The following is a 16,531-nucleotide window of genomic DNA, read 5'->3' as shown; positions in this document are numbered from 1 at the left end:
TCTAACCCAGAACGCCAATCGAAATGTTCTGATACATGCCCCAGAACGAAGTGACCAGTATCGAGATCATGCCGATGATCTGGGTATAAAGACGGCAGCGGGAAATGGTCTTGGTGACGGTTTCAAGCGTCAGTTCCTGCCGACGCAGACGCCTGGCCTGTGAGATATTCACCAAAAGAACCAGCATCATCGGAAACATGAGCAAAAAAACCGCCTGCGCAAATTCAACGTCGTAATAAAACCCCAGTGTCGCCAGACCGGTCAGCATGAAACTTGCAAAAGCCAATAGGATGGTACCCGACATGTCAACGATCAGCAAAATTCGGTTCGTGTTGATGCGTACGATGTCCAAAAGATCGACCTCGACCTGCCCGCCGATCCGTCGCGCGCGTACAACCAGATCATACGGAATGCCCATCACCCAGTGGCTTGCCGACGACCAGACCACCGCCAGCACAATCCAGTACCACAGATTCGAAAAACTGCGCATGTCGATGAGTTCAAAAATCGAAGAGTACCAGTCCAAACCCAACCCTTTATTCAAACAACTCAGGGGGGTTTATCGCGGCGGCGCGTCCATTGATACCCTTGAGACCTTTGTGAATTCATGCCACCCAATGCTGGAATGTTCAAGGAGAACGCGCCATGAAACCAACCATTGCCCCCTACCCCCTGACCCGCTTTCGGCGGGCCCGTCAGTCCGAGGCAATTCGGGGGCTGGTGCGTGAAAATACGCTGACCACACAAGACCTGATTTGGCCGGTTTTCGTGCGCGATGGCGAAGGGATCGAAGAACCTGTGCCTTCGATGCCGGGTGTCGTGCGGCGGTCGGTTGATTTGATTGCCAAAGCCGCAACCGAAGCACAAGCGCTTGGAATTCCTGCGATTTGCATCTTTCCATACACGGATTCGTCGCTGAAGACCGAAGATTGTGCCGAGGCATGGAACCCAGACAATCTTTCGAATCGCGCTGTCCGGGCGATCAAATCTGCCGCACCGGATATTGCCGTGATGACCGACGTGGCGCTGGACCCCTACAATATCAACGGACATGACGGTTACGTCGTTGATGGTGAGATCGTGAATGATCAGACCGTCGAGGCACTGGTCAAAATGACCCTTGCCCAGGCCGAGGCCGGAGCGGATATTATCGGCCCATCAGACATGATGGACGGTCGGATTGGCGAAATGCGCCGCGCGTTAGAGGGCGCTGGCCACCACAACGTCATGATCCTCAGCTATGCCGCGAAATACGCGAGCGCATTCTACGGCCCCTTCCGTGATGCCGTTGGGGCCTCTGGCGCGCTGACCGGTGACAAGAAAACCTATCAGATGGACCCGGCCAACTCGGACGAAGCGCTGCGCCTGATCGAGCGTGACCTGTCTGAGGGAGCGGATATGGTGATGATCAAGCCGGGCATGCCCTACCTGGACATTTGCCGCCGGGTAAAAGACAGCTTTGGCGCGCCGACTTACGCCTATCAGGTCTCGGGCGAATATGCGATGATCCAGGCGGCTGCGCAGAATGGCTGGATCGACGGCGACAAGGTGATGTTGGAAAGTCTGTTGGCTTTCAAGCGCGCGGGATGTGACGGCATTCTGACCTATTTCTCGCCGCAGGTCGCACGCATCCTTCAGGGCTAAAACCCCAAAGAGTCGCAATTTTTCGCCGACAAACAGGCTGCTTCCGGCAGCTTTCCCGTGACACATCGCCCTAATCGGCGTATCCTTGCCAGCAAGATCGGGATCACCCGACACATCAGGCACAGTTACAGAGATATAAAAACCATGAGCAGTTCCCCTTCCCCCCGACTGAGCCGTCGCGGCTTTGCCTTTGGCATGGCTGGTCTGACCTTGACCACCGCCTGCGGCAACGGCGTCGGCAATTCGAACGCCGCTACTATCGACGCTCGCGTCGACGCCACGCTGACGGAGATGTACGCGAAGTATCCCAACACGGTTGAGATCGTGAACAAGGCCAACGGGATGTTGGTTATGCCCCTGATCACCGACGCCGGATTGATCATTTTTGGGGGTGCCTACGGCCAAGGCGCGCTGCGCATCAACGGGGCGACAGTCGATTACTATTCCGCAATTTCCGGGACCGCCGGCCTGCAATTTGGGGCGCAGCAATATGCGCATGTTCTGTTCTTCATGACCGAAGATGCGTTGAATGATTTCCGCCGTTCCAGCGGATGGACAGCCGGAGCCGACATTGGATATGTGGTTGACGCAACTGGGAATTCCTTGTCTGCGGACACAACAACATTGCGTTCGCCGGTGCTGGCGGCGGTCTTTGGTCAGGCCGGTCTGAAATTTGGCGCGACCATCGAAGGCACGAAATACACGCGCATCATTCCATAATCCGGATTACCACTTCCCCCACACATGGTCCCCGTCGCAGCACAACACTGCGGCGGGGCAAGTGTTTACAAACCTTTCCGCGCAGGTTCTTGCGGCGTTCCTCTTTCGGTCAGACCCGCCATCCTCTAGTCTCGGCGCAATCTGAATTCGAATGATAATATGGGGCAGTAATGGGTCTTGTTTTCCGCTGGCTGGTGCGCATCGCGTCGGGTCTGATTATTCTGATCCTCGCCGCGATTGGCCTTGTCTATTTCCTGGCCAGCCAATCCCTGCCGGATTACGACCAGACCCTTGAAGTTGATGGTCTGACCGCCCCTGTCGAGATCGTACGCGACACCGCCAACGTGCCGCATATTTTAGGCCAGACCGATCCCGATGTGTTCTTTGGCCTAGGGTACACCCATGCACAGGACAGGCTTTGGCAAATGACCGTGATGCGCCGGACTGCACAAGGCCGTTTGTCCGAAGTTTTTGGCACACGCACTCTTCGCATCGACAAATTGCTGCGGCGGCTGGATCTCTATGGCCTCGCTCATCGTTCGGTCGAGGTGCAGGACGACTACACCAAAGCCGCATTGCGGGCGTATGCGGCCGGGGTCAATGCAAGGTTGACTGAAATCAATGAACAGGCGCTGGGTCGCGGTGCACCGGAAATGTTCCTGTTCAACGCCCCGGTATCACCGTGGCAACCGGGCGATAGCCTTGCGATCATAAAGTTGATGGCGCTGCAATTGTCTGGGCATTTGACTGACGAAGTTCTGCGCGCCCGCACGTCTTTGATGCTGAACAACCCAGAACGTCTTGCCGATATTCTGCCGGATGTCCCAGGCCCCGGTATCGCGGCTTTGCCGGAATACGCATCCCTTTTCCCCAATCTTCCACGCTATGCCGCCGGAACGGAAGCACCCGAGACACCTCTATCACCGCTTCCAAAACGCGGTCTGGCCGGAGCATCGAACGCCTGGACCGCCGCCCCATCTCGGTCGGCAAGTGGAGGCACTTTGCTGGCAAACGACCCGCATCTGGGTTTCACAGCACCCGGTGTGTGGTACCTGGCGCATCTTGATCTTGAAAAAGGCGGTGTGATCGGAGCCTCGATACCCGGTGTTCCTGCCATTATGACCGGACGCAGTGACAGGTTGGGATGGGGGCTGACCTCGTCTTACCTGGATGATCAGGACCTGCACATAGAACAATTGAACCCGGACAACCCAGAGGAATACCTGACCCCGGACGGCTACAAGGAATTTCTGACCCGCCCATCGATCATCGCCATCAAGGACGAGGCGCCAGTCACACTAACGCTGCGTTGGACAGACAACGGCCCGGTGCTGCCCGGCACGGATTACAAGCTTGAGACAATCACTCCGCCCGGCCATGTGACGTCGCTATCCTGGACAGCGCTGAGCCCCCGTGACACGTCAATGACCGCATCCATGGCCCTGATGAATTCCGACAATGTGCAACAGGCCATTCAGGCGGGCGAGCAATACATTGCCCCGTCACAGAACCTGTCACTGGTTGACCGGACTACCATCGGAATGAAGTTGATCGGTGCCATGCCGCAGCGCGATTTGCAAAACCAAAGCCGTGGGCGCATTCCAAGCCCCGGCTGGATTGAAACAAACCGCTGGCAGGGTCGGTTGCCCTATACAGACAATCCCGAATTTGTCGCCCCGGTTGGCGGTATTCTGGGCAATACGAACAACAAGATTATCGACCGTCCTTTTCCTAACCATGTCTCTTACGAATGGGGCGACACACAGCGCGTGCACCGTTGGGATCGACTGATGCAATCGCGCGAAGTGCATACCCGCGACAGCTTTATCGAAGCGCAGCTTGATACCGTTAGTTTTACGGCACGGTCCCTGTTGCCACTAATCGGTGCGGATTTGTGGTTCACCGGTGCGTCTGCGCCCGAGGGCACGCCGGAACGTCAACGCCAGATCGCCTTGTCGCTGTTGGCGGATTGGAACGGTGAGATGAACGAACACCTGCCCGAGCCGTTGATCTATGCGGCATGGTTGCGCGCTCTTCAGATCCGCCTTATCGCCGATGAGCTTGGGCCACTGGCCAGCGAATACAAACACGTGGAACCGTTGTTTATCGAGCGCGTTTATCGCGACATCGACGGAGCAAGCGTGTGGTGCGATGTACGACAAAGCGCCCCGGTTGAGACGTGTACCGAAATGGCCCGACTGGCGCTGGACGACGCCCTGATCTGGATTTCTGAGCGCTATGGCAGCGCGTTGGAATCCCTGCGCTGGGGCGATGCGCATCAGGCCACGCATGATCACCCGGTTCTGGGCGACGTGCCTGTCCTGCGCTATTTCGTGAACATCCGCCAATCGACCAGCGGTGGCGACAACACGTTGCTGCGCGGGCGCACCTCGGGCGAAGGCCCGGATCCGTTTCAGAACGTACACGGGGCCGGGTATCGTGGGGTGTACGACTTTGCTGATCCCAACAGCTCGGTCTTTATCACCGCGACCGGTCAATCGGGGCACTTCCTGTCACGCTACTACGACGATCAGGCACAGCTATGGCGGCGTGGCGAGTATATTCCCATGTCGTTGGACCTTGATCTGGCGCGTGCTGCTGCGGTTGGTGTGACCAATCTGATCCCGCGATAATCCGCCTAGTCGGCAACTCCTCGCCCCGATTTCCGGGGCGTCGTGGCACCTTGAACCTTTTTCGCCTATGATCATTCCACCGATTATGTGGGACCAAAAGGGGGCGAATATGGCCAGTATTCGGGATGTCCTGAATAATCTTGCGCGGGACTACGCGATTGCATGGAGTTCTGGTGACCCCGATGCAGTTGCCGGCTTCTTTGCACCTGATGGACAAATCACAATCAACCGAGGCGACCCCATAGAGGGGCGCGCTGCGATTGCCGATATGGCTCGTGGCTTCTACGCCGACTTCCCGGACTTAGAGGTCCGTTGCGATATGATGCGGTGGGCTGGATCTCACGCTATTTTTGTTTGGACCCTAGAAGGACACCACGCTGAAACTGGCAATCTCGTTGTGGCGCGCGGTTGGGAAGAGTGGGAATTGACGTCAGACTATCTTGTAAAGTCTTCGCTGGGCTGGTTCGACGCAGATGACTATCAACGGCAGATTGACGGTAAATAGCTTAACGCGCGCGATCCTCAGCCGTTTCTATCGTGTAGTTTCGGGGTATTCCCTGCGTGACCTGAAACCAGTCTGACGCCTTAGCCCGTGCCTGATGTGCGTCAAAAGCCGCTTGCGTTGCAAACACTTCTGACACCATGAACCGCCCGGGCGTTGCCTGATCTTCCACAACTTCGAAAGATATACAGCCCTCTTCCGCCCGTGTGAGAGAGATGTGGAGCGGTAATGCTGCCCGCACAGCTTCAAGCCGGTCGGGTGGCACGTCGATATGGCCTTTCAGGAAAACCCTTTGATCCGATACATCCGACATGCCCGCCCCTTGTCTTGTTCAAAGCAACGCAAACTGCGCGGCCTGTTTGTCCGTCCACAAAACGGTCAGACGGAACCCGTCCTCGGTTTGATCCTCGCTCTGGACAACGTCCTGACGAAATAACCACGCCCGCTTGTTCCCCTCGGCGAAAGAGAGTTTCAAAACTACCTCGTGCCGCGCCCCCTGAAGCAGTGTGGCGATCTCGGCCAACAGCGGGTCAACGCCTTCGCCGGTAACAGCCGAGATTGAGAAGATAGTCGGGTCCCGCTCGGCCCGCGCCAATGCGGCGTCCTTGTCCTCGGGGTTGAGCAGGTCGATCTTGTTCCAAACTTCAAGCTGTGGACGTTCTTCATCGACACCTAAAGAGGTCAGGATGGACTCAACATCCTGCGCCTGCGCATCCGTTTCCTCGTGGCTGATGTCACGCACATGAACAATCAGGTCCGCGCCCAGAACTTCCTCGAGGGTTGCGCGGAAGGCCGCCACAAGCTCGGTTGGCAGGTTTGAGATAAAGCCCACTGTATCCGACAGGATTACCTCGGGGCCATCAGGAAGCTGAACGCGCCGCATGGTCGGATCCAGCGTGGCAAACAGCATGTCCTTGGCCATGACTTCGGCCCCGGTCAGACGGTTGAACAACGTTGACTTGCCCGCGTTGGTGTACCCCACCAGAGCAACGATGGGATATGGCACCTTGGCACGTGCGGCCCTGTGCAGCGTGCGGGTCTTGACCACCTTCTGCAACTGACGCCGCAGCCTGACCAATTGCTCGTCAATTGCGCGGCGGTCGGCTTCGATCTGGGTTTCACCCGGTCCGCCAACGAATCCCAGCCCACCCCGTTGCCGTTCAAGGTGGGTCCAGGCCCGGACCAATCGCGTGCGTTGATAGCTGAGAGCCGCCATCTCGACCTGCAAAACCCCTTCACGGGTGCGGGCGCGATCACTGAAAATTTCAAGGATCAGCCCGGTCCGGTCGAGAATTTTGACCTCCAGCGCCTTTTCCAAATTGCGCTGCTGCACCGGTGTAACCGGACCGTCGATCAGGACCAGATCAACTTTGTGGTCATGAAAGCGGTCATGCAGCTCGTCGATCTTGCCGCGGCCGAAGAGATACCCGGCCTGCGCACGAGGAAGGCGCACGATTTCAGACCCGACCACTTCCAGATCAGGCAACGCGGCAGCCAGCGAAACCGCTTCGGCCAGCGCCGGTTCAGGGACACGGCGCTGTTCATCTGATTTGATTTCGGGATGCAGCACCCAGGCTCGGGTGCGCCTCCGGTCATGTTCCATCAAGAGGCGTCTTCGCCCTCATACAGGTTGATCGGCTGTGACGGCATGATGGTTGAAATCGCGTGCTTGTAGACCAGCTGCGACTGTCCGTCGCGGCGCAACAATACGCAGAAATTGTCGAACCAGGTGATCACACCTTGCAACTTCACGCCATTGATCAGGAAGATCGTTACCGGAACCTTAGCTTTCCGTACATTGTTCAGGAAGGCATCCTGAAGATTCTGTCTGTCCGAAGCCATATTTTTATAATCTCGCCATTGTTCTTGCTACGCGCTGCGGACCAACGCGCTCCCTCCCGGCGAGTATGGAGTGCCGCGAGGAGATATTCCAGATGAAAAATAAGGCGGTAACGTCCGCGGGGCGTGTTCGGCTCAATCGCGCCACAGCGACGGTGTGATCAGGGCGATGATCGCAAGCGTCTCAAGCCGACCGATCACCATCGCCGCACACAGCGTCAGTTTCGCCCCGGAAGACAGATCAATTAGCCGAATTGGGACATCCGTCGCCAGTTCGATCAGCGGACCCGTTGTCGTCAAAGTGGCAACACTCAGCACCATTGCCTGTTCAAAGCCGGACCCCATCGCCGCCAGCAAAAGGTTAAACACCGCCAGCGTCAGCGCGAAAAGCATCAAAAAGATCCAGGCGATAAAGGCCCCGTCGCTTTGAATGCGCCGATTGCCGCCGCCGACACCGCTGACGGACGAAGGGTAAATCAAGCGGTCGATCTCTCGCGCGCCGTTGAGGTACAACGCAAAGACCCGCAAAAGCTTGACGCCCCCGGCCGTGGTGGCGACGCCGCCGCCGATCAGCGCCAATCCCATCAGCAATAACCCCGGCGTACCCAGACCCGATAATTGCTGGGCATCGTTCCAGTTCGCACTTTCAAATCCAGCCGTGGTCAGGAAGGCCAGCACAGTGAACAGCATGCCCCAGATCACCTGCAACGCCTGAAGCGGAGCAATCTGCCCGCCGATTTCGGTCACGCCAGCCACCACGCGGAAGAACAGCAACAACGCGACAGCAAGAACGATCATCAAACCGATGCGAAACTCGGGGTCTCTGTCCAAACGTGAATATCCGGTGGTGGCGGTATCCGTCGAAAAGGTCAGGCGCGAAAGGGCAAAGAACAGGAAAAGGAAAAGTATTGCTTCACCTGTAAATCCGGCCTGTGCGCCTTCCATGCCGCCAACCGGAGAGATACCCGAAGTCGCCATCACCGACATCGCGTGACAGACAGCCGTTAACCCTGCCTCACCCGCGATCAGCAGAAGCACCCAGATTACTACAGTCAGCCCGGCATATACCGGCGTCAGCACACGCGCCACTCGCAGCAAACGGCCGCGGGGATCCACGCGCTCGCTTTGTGCGACACCCGATACCGGGCGTCCGGGTTGCCCTTTTGCAGTCACCTCGAACCCACCAAGGGACAGCGGGGCCAGAATCGCGGCAGCCGCGATCCACATCAGCAAGCCCCCCATCCAACCGACCAGCGCACGCCAAAGGTGCAGCGGCGCGCTTAGACGGTTGTGGTCAGGAAACAGGTCGGCCCCGGTGGTCGTCAGTGCGCTGACCATATCGAAGTAAGCGTTTAGAAACGTGGTCGTGCCAAGCGCATCATGAAACGGGATCGCAAGAAAGATAGGAAGGATGGTGAAACATCCCAACATCACCGCCAGTTGCCCCAAAGTGCCTCGTCGCGGGATTCGATTCGACGACGCCATTGCGATGATGGAGACCAGGAACAGGCCCAGAATGCCCGAGTACAGAAATGACCGCGAGGTCTCGTGATCATCCAGTACCAGCGCATAAAGAGCCGGAATCCACATGGCCAGAGACACGATGGCCCAGATCAGCAGGAAAAGCGGCAATCGCCGCAAAAGCCCAACCTGTTGTGTCCCAGCGCGCGCCATCAGAAGAAATCGATTGAAACCTGCATCAGACGTTCGACCTCGGGCACGTCCTTGGCCATGGCAAAGATGGCGACCACATCCTTTTCATCGATCCGCAGACTGCCCGTCGGACGCAGAACCTCATCCCCTTTGCGCACGGCACCCACAAGCACACCTTCGGGGAAATCGATATCGCGCAGTTTCTGCCCCGCCATCGGAGAGGTTGACAGAACCTCTGCTTCGATCACTTCGGCCTCGGCATCGCCAATGGAATAGACCTGCCGCACGCGCCCATGCCGGATATGTCGCAGGATCGAGCTGACGGTGGTGGCGCGCGGGTTGATATAGGCGTCAATGCCCAGTGGCCCCATAAGGGCAACCATGCTGGGATCGTTGATCAGCGCAATCGCAAGCGCACAGCCTTCGGCCTTGGCACGCACGGCGGCCAGCATGTTTGTGCGGTCGTCATCCGTGACAGCCAGCATCGCATCAGCGCGGTCTATGCCGGCCTCGCTCAGCAGACCGGAATCCAAGCCGTCCCCATGCAGAACAATCGTCCGCTCCAGCGCTTCGGCCGCGATTTCGGCGCATTTCCGATCCCGTTCGATAATCTTGGCGCGCACCCGGCTCTCACGCTCTTCCAAGGTGCTGGCGACTTCCAATCCGACATTGCCGCCCCCCACGATCACAACGCGATCCTGACGCTTCTGGGCCTTGCCGAACACCTCCATCGTGCGGTTCACGTCGTTTACATTGGTAAAGACGTAGCATTCATCACCGACGAACAGCTGGTCTTCGGACTCAGGCGCAAACAACGTGCCATCACGTCGGACCCCTACGACAATCGAACTGAGTGTGGAAAACAAATCAGTCAGTTGCCGCAGCGGCGTATTCACGATCGGGCAGTCCTCTTCCACCCTGATGCCCAGAAGCTGCGCCTTGCCATCCATGAAAATCTCGGTGTCAAAGGCCGATGGGGCCGACAGGCGGCGCATGGCGGCAGCTGCAACTTCGCGTTCTGGGCTGATCACCACATCGATGGGCAGGTGATCGCGGCGATAAAGATCCGAATGAATGGCTTCCAGATAAGATTTCGACCGAAGGCGCGCGATCTTGCGCTGGATCGAGAACACCGAATGCGCCATCTGACACGTGACCATGTTCACTTCGTCAGAATGGGTCGCGGCGATAATCATGTCGGCGTCACGGGCCCCTGCCCGCTCCAGCACGTCAGGATAGCTAGCAAACCCGGCAATGCCCTGTACATCCAGCGTTTCCGTCGCCCGGCGCACGAGGTCAGGATTGTTGTCCACGACCGTTACGTCGTTCAGTTCGCCCGAAAGGTGCCGCGCTATCTGCCAGCCAACCTGACCCGCACCGCATATGATGACCTTCATGTTTCTGGCCCTTCTGCCTGAAAGGATTGAATGACAGATGCCCCTAAAGCGGTCAATTGAATTGTCATCCCAGCGCAGCTGCGGCAAGATAAGCATATGAAAACGCTGTTTCCTATGCTTCCAACCCTAATGGTGCTGTCCTCATGCGGCGGGCCGCTGTCGCTCTATTACCGCGAAGGGGCAACCGTTTCCCGCCTTCAGCAAGAGACGACACAGTGTCAGCTTAAGGCGGTACAAGAAGTGCCGGTTGCCAATCAAATCCGTCAAAGCCCGCCAACATACTGGCCCGGGCGCACCTATTGCGACGGTCGGGGACGGTGTTACCAGTCCCCGGGATGGTGGCAGCCGGGCCGGGTTTACACGGTGGATGTGAACCAGGGCCTGCGCAACACGGTCGAGGCGCAGTGCATGGCGCAAAAAGGGTTCCGCCCCGTCAGCCTGCCAGCCTGCAAGCAAAACGTAAAATCAAGCGTACCTGCAACGCGCACAACAACATTGCCGCCGCTTACGACGCAATCGTGTTTTGTCAAATTCGATGACGGGTCTTTTCAGATCATTTCACCTGGTCAGTCAGGCTGACCGCGTTTGTGCCGCGCGCTGGCGGGCCAGCGCGATATGCGCAAGGATCGCGATTGCATAAATTCCGATCACACTCAGCAGCATCCCGGCCTCATCCACGCGCCACAAAATCGCCAGCAGAACCGGTGTGCCCAGCAAGTTACCCGCATTTCCCATCTGCGCCATGGCCCCATAGCTGAGCGCCTGCGCCTCGGCCTTTTGGTTCAGGATTGGAACGGCGGCAAAGCTGCCCCCTTGCACAAGGCCCAACACGGCAAACAGCAGAACGCATACTATCTCCAGCGGCAGACCAAGGAAGGCCCCGGCAATGGAAAAAATGCCCAGCCCGAACCCCAGATTGATCACCGCGACGCAGGGCATCACATTCAATAGGACGGGAACTGCTATCCAACTCAGGACAATTCCAGCCAGCGGCATCAACCCGGCGACGTGCGCGCTGATTTCTTCCGACAAACGACCCGGCAGGATGGCCAGCAAAGACACAAAGGTCAGCGTATAAAAGAACCACCCCACTGCCGGGGCTGACACGAACGGAGAGCGATAGGTGCGAAGATGAACGTTCAGCACTTCTGTCCACTGCCAGGGTTTGGTGTCAGAGGCAAATTGCACGCGCATCCGGCAGATCAGGATCACGCCAGCTACTCCAAGCATCAAGAAACCATGCAGCAGGAAGAACGTGGTCAGACCAAAAGCGGCGATCAGCGGCAATCCGATCCACGCATTCAGCGCAAAAGCGACGCCAAAGAATGTGCTCCAAAGGACCATCGCAATGTTGCGCGCCTTGCCGGTTGTGATTTGTGCGATCAGTGTGGGCGCAGCGACGACAATGGCCAGATGTGAAAGCCCCTCGACAAAGCGACTGGCCAGCATGATGTAAAACCCGGGCCATGTCGCCTGAAACACCGAAATCGCGCCACCGAGGCACAAGCCGAAGATCAAAAGTTTCAAGGGCCCAACCCGCCCCACGATGGCCCCGGACAAGGCCCCAAGCAAGGCTCCGATCAGGCTGATGATCGACAGCAACCATCCCATGGTTTCGGTGTGATCAGGATACAGTAAGACAAGCTCGGGAAACGGAACTGCAATTTTTGCAAATTGCGTCGCCGCGCCCAGACCAGCAAGCCAGAGAAGAAGAACCTGAAATATCTGTATCATAAGCCGCTTCTACTGCGCGCAACAGGATCAAGGAACGCATAAATTATGCAGCCTCAGTGTCTGGATCCGCTGACCAGACGAACAGGCGTGCCGTCAGACAGATACAGACGTTCCCAGATGATTTCGCCCGCGCTGATGCGAATGCGGTCATGGACAGCTTCGGACGTTAGGAACGCCTTTGGTGCGGGCGTATGCATGTCCCACCATCCGTCGGCGTCGAGTTCAGCCTCGGCCGCCTGTATTTCATCCGTTGCAAACTGCCACAGAGATACTCCCAACAGCGCGCTTTGGCTGGTTTTCCAATCGCGCGCCCTGCTGGCCGAATAGGCAAGACACCTGTGGCTCGCCTCTTCGACCAAATGCACACAATCTGACGAGCTCGTGACCAACCGCCGCAATGCGCTGTCATCAGCGCGGACCGGTCCAAGGGCCGCAAAGACGGCCTGTTGGGTCTCGGGCGGCGGTGTCTGACCGCCTCGTTCCCACCGCGAAACGGTTGCCTGATCCACTTGCAACAATTCAGCCAGATGAGCTTGCTTGAACCCAACCGACCGGCGCAGCCGTTTCAGGCGCTTTCCGAACCCCGGATAGCCGCGGGTTTCAAGCCGATTCACTGCTCTCAAAACACTCATGGCCAGCCCAGCCGTCCCGGCGGATTACTCCGCCGGTTCCGGCTCATCGATTTGCGCAACACGTGCACCGGACTTGTTCGACGTCACGACACCCAGCGATTTCAGTTTACGATGCAAAGCGCTGCGCTCCATCCCGACAAAGCTGGCCGTGCGGCTGATATTGCCACCAAAGCGATTGATCTGTGTCAGCAGGTACTCTCGCTCGAACGCTTCGCGCGCCTCACGCAGCGGCAAGGTCGCCAGCGCACCCGACAGAACGACGCGGCCCGAATCTTCGGTCTTTTCCTCTTCGCTTGGCAGCTCGCGCGCTTCGATCGGGCCGGTTCCGTCGCCCAGGATCAAAACCCGTTCGATCAGGTTCTTAAGCTGACGCACATTCCCCGGCCAGGTCATCGTCTGCAACAGGGCAACAGCCTCTTCCGACAGTTCCCGGATCGGCAAACCTTGGGTTTCATTACACATTTCGATGAAGTGCTGGGCCAGAACCGGAATATCCTCGCGGCGATCTTCCAGCGAAGGAACCGCAACCGGCACAACGTTCAGGCGGTGGTACAGCTCTTCGCGGAAACGCTCGGCTGCGATTTCTTCGTCCAGATCCTTGTTGGTGGACGAGATAACCCGCAGATCCACACGCACTTTGTCGGAGCCGCCCACACGCTGAAACTGCTGGTCCACCAACACCCGCAGGATCTTGGATTGCGTGCCCAATGGCATATCCGCCACTTCGTCAAAGTAAACCACACCACCGTGGGCTTCTTCCAGCAAACCGGGCTCGACCCCGCGCTCAGCGGATTCGCGGCCAAACAAAACCTCTTCCACGCGCTCTGGCTCGATCCCCGCACAGTTCACGGTCACAAAGGGCGCGTTGGCGCGGTTGGAATGGGTGTGGATATAGCGCGCTGCGATTTCCTTGCCCGACCCGGCAGGACCGCTCAGCATCACGCGACCATTTGATTTGGTCACTTTGTCCAGCTGACCCTGCATGGCCCGGAACGACGCGGATTTGCCGATCATGTCCGAGTTGTTGACCTCTTTGCGCTTGAGCGACGCGTTCTCGCGACGCAGGCGAGAGGTCTCCATCGCGCGGCGGATCACCACCATCAACTGGTCAATGTTAAAGGGCTTTTCGATAAAGTCATACGCGCCCTGCTTGATAGCAGCTACAGCGATTTCGATGTTGCCGTGCCCGGAAATGATCACCACCGGCACATCCGGGTTATCGCGTTTCACCGCCTTAAGAATGTCGATCCCGTCCATGCGGCTGTCCTTCAGCCATATATCAAGGATCAACAGCCCCGGCGGTTCGGAATTGATGGACGCCATACACTCGTCCGAGTTGGCCGCCAGCCGGGTTGAATAGCCTTCGTCCTCCAGAATGTCGGACACCAGCTCGCGAATATCGCGCTCGTCATCTACGATCAGAATGTCACTCATCTTTGGCCTGCTTTCAGTTTGTTGGTTCTAATTGCCTGCTTCTGTGGCGCAACGGTCGAGGACATATTGGCCCCCGGCAAACGGATTACGGCCATCGCGCCAAAATGGTCCTGTCCGTCAAAGACGGGCGCGTCCTCAAGCGTCAGCGCTCCGCCATGTTCTTCGATGATCTTCTTGACGATGGGCAGGCCCAGCCCCGTCCCTTCGTCGCGTGTGGTCACATAGGGTTCAAACAGTCGCGCCCGATCCTCGGGCAGACCGATCCCGTTATCTGCAATGGTGATGACCGTACCTGCATCATCACTGGACACTGCCACTTTTATCTGTGGCTTGAGATTATCCGGCGCCCCTTTTTCTTTAAGGGTACCAATCGCTTCTCCGGCGTTTTTAATCAAGTTCGTCAGAGCCTGATGCAACATCGTCGCATCCAAATCAGCCATGATGGGGTGCTGCGGTAAATCCGCGTCGATCTGCACATCCGGTTGCCCTGCCTGTTGCAATACAACCGCTTCACGCACGAGTTCGACCACATTTTCTTCGCGGCGCTCAGGCTCGGGCATCCGCGCGAATTTCGAAAACTCGTCCACGATGCGACGCAGGTCGTTGGTCTGGCGCACAATGACACCCGTCATCGACTCGAGGCTTTCGCAATCCTCTTCGTCCAGCTTGCGCGCGAACTTGCGTTTGATGCGCTCCGCGCTCAGCTGAATTGGGGTCAAAGGGTTCTTGATCTCATGGGCGATGCGGCGGGCAACGTCGCCCCAGGCTGCCATCCGCTGCGCACTGACCAGATCGGTCACGTCATCAAAGGCAACCACATAGCCTTCCAGCCCCCCGTCTTCACCGCGCCGGATGGCCATGCGTACCAGAAGGTTTTCCAACCGACCCTTGCGGGTGACTTTGACCTCACCTTGGACAGCCTCCTGCCCGCTGTCTTTCAGGCTTTCGAACAGAGGGAGAAACTCTGGCACCGCGATGCCAATGGCCAGGTGCTCTTCTCCCCGCGACCAGTCCAGCAACCGTTCGGCCGAGCGGTTCACAAATGTCACGCAGCCCTCAGGGTCAACGCCGACAACACCCGATGTGACCGAGCTGAGTACCGAATCGAACAGGCGACGGCGGCTTTCGATTTGCTGTGTGTTTTCCAGCAGCGTGTCCCGCTGCCCTTTCAGTTGCCGGGTCATCTGGTTGAAATACCGGCCCAGCATGGCGATCTCGTCATCGCTGGCCTCTTCTATAACCTGAACGCTCAGGTCCCCGGCCCCGACCCGTTGTGCCGCTGTCGTCAGCCGACCAACCGGGCGCGACAAACGTTCTGCGAACCACATACCCAAAGACATTGCAGCAAGGATCAGGATCAATGCAAAGCCCAGATAAAGTAGGCCGAACTCGAACAGCACCCTTCCCCGTTCGCTTTCGAGTTGTTGATAGAACTGCGCCGTTTCCTTGGTGTCATCCAGCAGGGTCAGCAACTGACCGTCCACTTCGCGGCTGACATAAAGGTAACGGTCCAGATAAGCTGTCAGGGGAACTAGTGCCCGGAATTCATTGTTAGGCCAGTCAGCTATGATCAGCAGCCCTGTGTCAGTGGCCTCGGCCATCTGTTCCGCAGTGGGTGCTTCGTAGTTGAACAGATATGACCGATCGCCGCGCGATTTGATCTCGCCGCTGCCGTCGATGACATAAGCTTCCCGCAATCCGCGTTGGATCTGAGCCTGCCCCTGCGCCAACACTTCGCGCAGTTCAGCATCCGAGATGTAGAAATCCAGCGAACGCGCATTGTCCAGGAACCGCGCCAGCACCGAGGCGTCCTGAACCAAACCGCGGCGGTGTTCCTGTTCATAAGCTTCTGCCGCTGTCAGGGACGATCCCACCACTTGCCGAACCCGGTCCGAGAACCAGCCTTCAAGGCCGATATTCACCGTGAGCCCGGCAAAAATCGCCACGGTTACGGTCGGCACCAGCGCCAGCAGTGTAAAAGCCCCGATCAAACGCAAATGAAGGCGCGAACCCGCCGACTTGGCCCTGCGCGCCGCAATCAAGCTGCCGACCTGACTCAGCACCAGTGCCGCGACGACAAGTACATAGACGAGGTCTGCCAACAGAATCAGCCGCAGGGTTGGTGCCGTTGCACCAAGATCAAAGGGACCAATGACCAGATAGGTTGCCAGCGCAAGAATTGGCCCCAAAAGGACCAGCCCAAAGGTACCGAAATTGCGCAGTTTTCGTGATTTACGCCATCGACTTATCGATGGGATCATCCCGCTCTGTGCTCGGGTTGCCACCGTCTGCCCTCATCCTGATGTGCCGCGTTTGCGGCTTACCGCCATATATCGTGATCTT

The 16,531-nt window shown here is 57.8% G+C and carries 15 protein-coding genes; 5 read left to right on the top strand and 10 right to left on the bottom strand.

Annotated features, from left to right (window positions below):
- Position 1: 1 nt before the first annotated feature.
- Positions 2 to 526: a component of SufBCD complex gene (locus ACR3EH_RS17680; RefSeq protein WP_171183423.1), complete on the bottom strand. Its 525-nt coding sequence runs from the start codon at positions 524 to 526 to the stop codon at positions 2 to 4.
- Between the two features lie 119 nt (positions 527 to 645).
- Here ACR3EH_RS17680 and hemB point away from each other — a divergent pair, with 119 nt between their 5' ends.
- The 4 genes from hemB (at position 646) to ACR3EH_RS17660 (ending at position 5,502) form a co-directional block, all read left to right on the top strand.
- A complete protein-coding gene (hemB, locus tag ACR3EH_RS17675) occupies positions 646 to 1,644 on the top strand; it encodes a porphobilinogen synthase (protein ID WP_171183425.1) in 999 nt (332 codons plus the stop codon).
- 144 nt (positions 1,645 to 1,788) lie between these two features.
- Entirely contained in the window at positions 1,789 to 2,364 is a 576-nt protein-coding gene (locus ACR3EH_RS17670) for a lipid-binding SYLF domain-containing protein (protein WP_171183426.1), read from the top strand.
- Positions 2,365 to 2,534: 170 nt separating this feature from the next.
- Positions 2,535 to 4,997: a penicillin acylase family protein gene (locus ACR3EH_RS17665; protein ID WP_171183428.1), complete on the top strand. Its 2,463-nt coding sequence runs from the start codon at positions 2,535 to 2,537 to the stop codon at positions 4,995 to 4,997.
- A 109-nt stretch (positions 4,998 to 5,106) separates the two neighbouring features.
- On the top strand, positions 5,107 to 5,502 hold the full coding sequence (locus ACR3EH_RS17660; RefSeq protein ID WP_171183430.1) for a nuclear transport factor 2 family protein: 396 nt from the start codon (positions 5,107 to 5,109) through the stop codon (positions 5,500 to 5,502).
- Between the two features lies 1 nt (position 5,503).
- Here the strand turns inward: ACR3EH_RS17660 and ACR3EH_RS17655 are convergent, their stop codons facing one another.
- The 5 genes from ACR3EH_RS17655 to trkA all read right to left on the bottom strand — a co-directional run bounded on the left by ACR3EH_RS17655 (position 5,504) and on the right by trkA (position 10,388).
- Positions 5,504 to 5,812, bottom strand: a complete 309-nt coding sequence (locus tag ACR3EH_RS17655; protein WP_171183432.1) for a putative quinol monooxygenase — start codon at positions 5,810 to 5,812, stop codon at positions 5,504 to 5,506.
- A gap of 18 nt (positions 5,813 to 5,830) precedes the next feature.
- Positions 5,831 to 7,102 carry a GTPase HflX gene (gene hflX, locus ACR3EH_RS17650; protein ID WP_171183435.1) on the bottom strand — a complete coding sequence of 424 codons (1,272 nt, stop codon included), beginning with the start codon at positions 7,100 to 7,102 and terminating at the stop codon, positions 5,831 to 5,833.
- The gene (hfq, locus tag ACR3EH_RS17645; RefSeq protein WP_005982826.1) at positions 7,102 to 7,341 is read right to left on the bottom strand and encodes an RNA chaperone Hfq; all 240 of its coding nucleotides are present in this window, start codon (positions 7,339 to 7,341) and stop codon (positions 7,102 to 7,104) included. Before hfq ends, hflX begins: the two co-directional genes overlap by 1 nt.
- Positions 7,342 to 7,473: 132 nt before the next feature.
- Entirely contained in the window at positions 7,474 to 9,012 is a 1,539-nt protein-coding gene (locus tag ACR3EH_RS17640) for a TrkH family potassium uptake protein (RefSeq protein ID WP_171183437.1), read from the bottom strand.
- Positions 9,012 to 10,388 carry a Trk system potassium transporter TrkA gene (trkA, locus tag ACR3EH_RS17635; protein ID WP_171183439.1) on the bottom strand — a complete coding sequence of 459 codons (1,377 nt, stop codon included), beginning with the start codon at positions 10,386 to 10,388 and terminating at the stop codon, positions 9,012 to 9,014. The genes ACR3EH_RS17640 and trkA overlap by 1 nt, the downstream gene beginning before the upstream one ends.
- Before the next feature lie 96 nt (positions 10,389 to 10,484).
- Here trkA and ACR3EH_RS17630 point away from each other — a divergent pair, with 96 nt between their 5' ends.
- The gene (locus ACR3EH_RS17630; RefSeq protein ID WP_171676321.1) at positions 10,485 to 10,967 is read left to right on the top strand and encodes a hypothetical protein; all 483 of its coding nucleotides are present in this window, start codon (positions 10,485 to 10,487) and stop codon (positions 10,965 to 10,967) included.
- On the opposite strand, the gene ACR3EH_RS17625 is transcribed toward ACR3EH_RS17630, so the two are convergent.
- From ACR3EH_RS17625 to ACR3EH_RS17610, 4 genes are read right to left on the bottom strand one after another with little or no spacing between them, the layout of a single operon-like run.
- Complete coding sequence (locus ACR3EH_RS17625; protein WP_171183443.1) at positions 10,959 to 12,122, bottom strand: MFS transporter; 1,164 nt, start codon at positions 12,120 to 12,122, stop codon at positions 10,959 to 10,961. The genes ACR3EH_RS17630 and ACR3EH_RS17625 overlap by 9 nt on opposite strands.
- 53 nt (positions 12,123 to 12,175) lie before the next feature.
- Positions 12,176 to 12,754 carry a helix-turn-helix domain-containing protein gene (locus ACR3EH_RS17620; RefSeq protein ID WP_171648430.1) on the bottom strand — a complete coding sequence of 193 codons (579 nt, stop codon included), beginning with the start codon at positions 12,752 to 12,754 and terminating at the stop codon, positions 12,176 to 12,178.
- 24 nt (positions 12,755 to 12,778) lie between these two features.
- Positions 12,779 to 14,188 carry a nitrogen assimilation response regulator NtrX gene (ntrX, locus tag ACR3EH_RS17615; protein ID WP_171676324.1) on the bottom strand — a complete coding sequence of 470 codons (1,410 nt, stop codon included), beginning with the start codon at positions 14,186 to 14,188 and terminating at the stop codon, positions 12,779 to 12,781.
- Positions 14,185 to 16,449: a sensor histidine kinase NtrY-like gene (locus ACR3EH_RS17610; RefSeq protein WP_171183447.1), complete on the bottom strand. Its 2,265-nt coding sequence runs from the start codon at positions 16,447 to 16,449 to the stop codon at positions 14,185 to 14,187. The genes ntrX and ACR3EH_RS17610 overlap by 4 nt, the downstream gene beginning before the upstream one ends.
- Positions 16,450 to 16,531 lie beyond the last annotated feature (82 nt).

It is taken from the genome of Ruegeria sp. BG7 (genome assembly GCF_056535685.1).
Note: the sequence above shows the minus strand (reverse complement) of the source record. Positions and strands in the feature narration are given on the sequence as shown.

What these genes read in the sequence shown, in the direction of transcription:
- ACR3EH_RS17630 (WP_171676321.1), top strand. Translation starts at nt 10,485, where the DNA reads ATGAAAACGCTGTTTCCTATGCTTCCAACCCTAATGGTGCTGTCCTCA.
- ACR3EH_RS17655 (WP_171183432.1), bottom strand. Translation starts at nt 5,812, where the DNA reads ATGTCGGATGTATCGGATCAAAGGGTTTTCCTGAAAGGCCATATCGAC.
- ACR3EH_RS17625 (WP_171183443.1), bottom strand. Translation starts at nt 12,122, where the DNA reads ATGATACAGATATTTCAGGTTCTTCTTCTCTGGCTTGCTGGTCTGGGC.
- ACR3EH_RS17665 (WP_171183428.1), top strand. Translation starts at nt 2,535, where the DNA reads ATGGGTCTTGTTTTCCGCTGGCTGGTGCGCATCGCGTCGGGTCTGATT.
- hflX (WP_171183435.1), bottom strand. Translation starts at nt 7,102, where the DNA reads ATGGAACATGACCGGAGGCGCACCCGAGCCTGGGTGCTGCATCCCGAA.
- ACR3EH_RS17640 (WP_171183437.1), bottom strand. Translation starts at nt 9,012, where the DNA reads ATGGCGCGCGCTGGGACACAACAGGTTGGGCTTTTGCGGCGATTGCCG.
- trkA (WP_171183439.1), bottom strand. Translation starts at nt 10,388, where the DNA reads ATGAAGGTCATCATATGCGGTGCGGGTCAGGTTGGCTGGCAGATAGCG.
- ACR3EH_RS17620 (WP_171648430.1), bottom strand. Translation starts at nt 12,754, where the DNA reads ATGAGTGTTTTGAGAGCAGTGAATCGGCTTGAAACCCGCGGCTATCCG.
- ntrX (WP_171676324.1), bottom strand. Translation starts at nt 14,188, where the DNA reads ATGAGTGACATTCTGATCGTAGATGACGAGCGCGATATTCGCGAGCTG.
- hemB (WP_171183425.1), top strand. Translation starts at nt 646, where the DNA reads ATGAAACCAACCATTGCCCCCTACCCCCTGACCCGCTTTCGGCGGGCC.
- hfq (WP_005982826.1), bottom strand. Translation starts at nt 7,341, where the DNA reads ATGGCTTCGGACAGACAGAATCTTCAGGATGCCTTCCTGAACAATGTA.
- ACR3EH_RS17660 (WP_171183430.1), top strand. Translation starts at nt 5,107, where the DNA reads ATGGCCAGTATTCGGGATGTCCTGAATAATCTTGCGCGGGACTACGCG.
- ACR3EH_RS17610 (WP_171183447.1), bottom strand. Translation starts at nt 16,449, where the DNA reads ATGATCCCATCGATAAGTCGATGGCGTAAATCACGAAAACTGCGCAAT.
- ACR3EH_RS17670 (WP_171183426.1), top strand. Translation starts at nt 1,789, where the DNA reads ATGAGCAGTTCCCCTTCCCCCCGACTGAGCCGTCGCGGCTTTGCCTTT.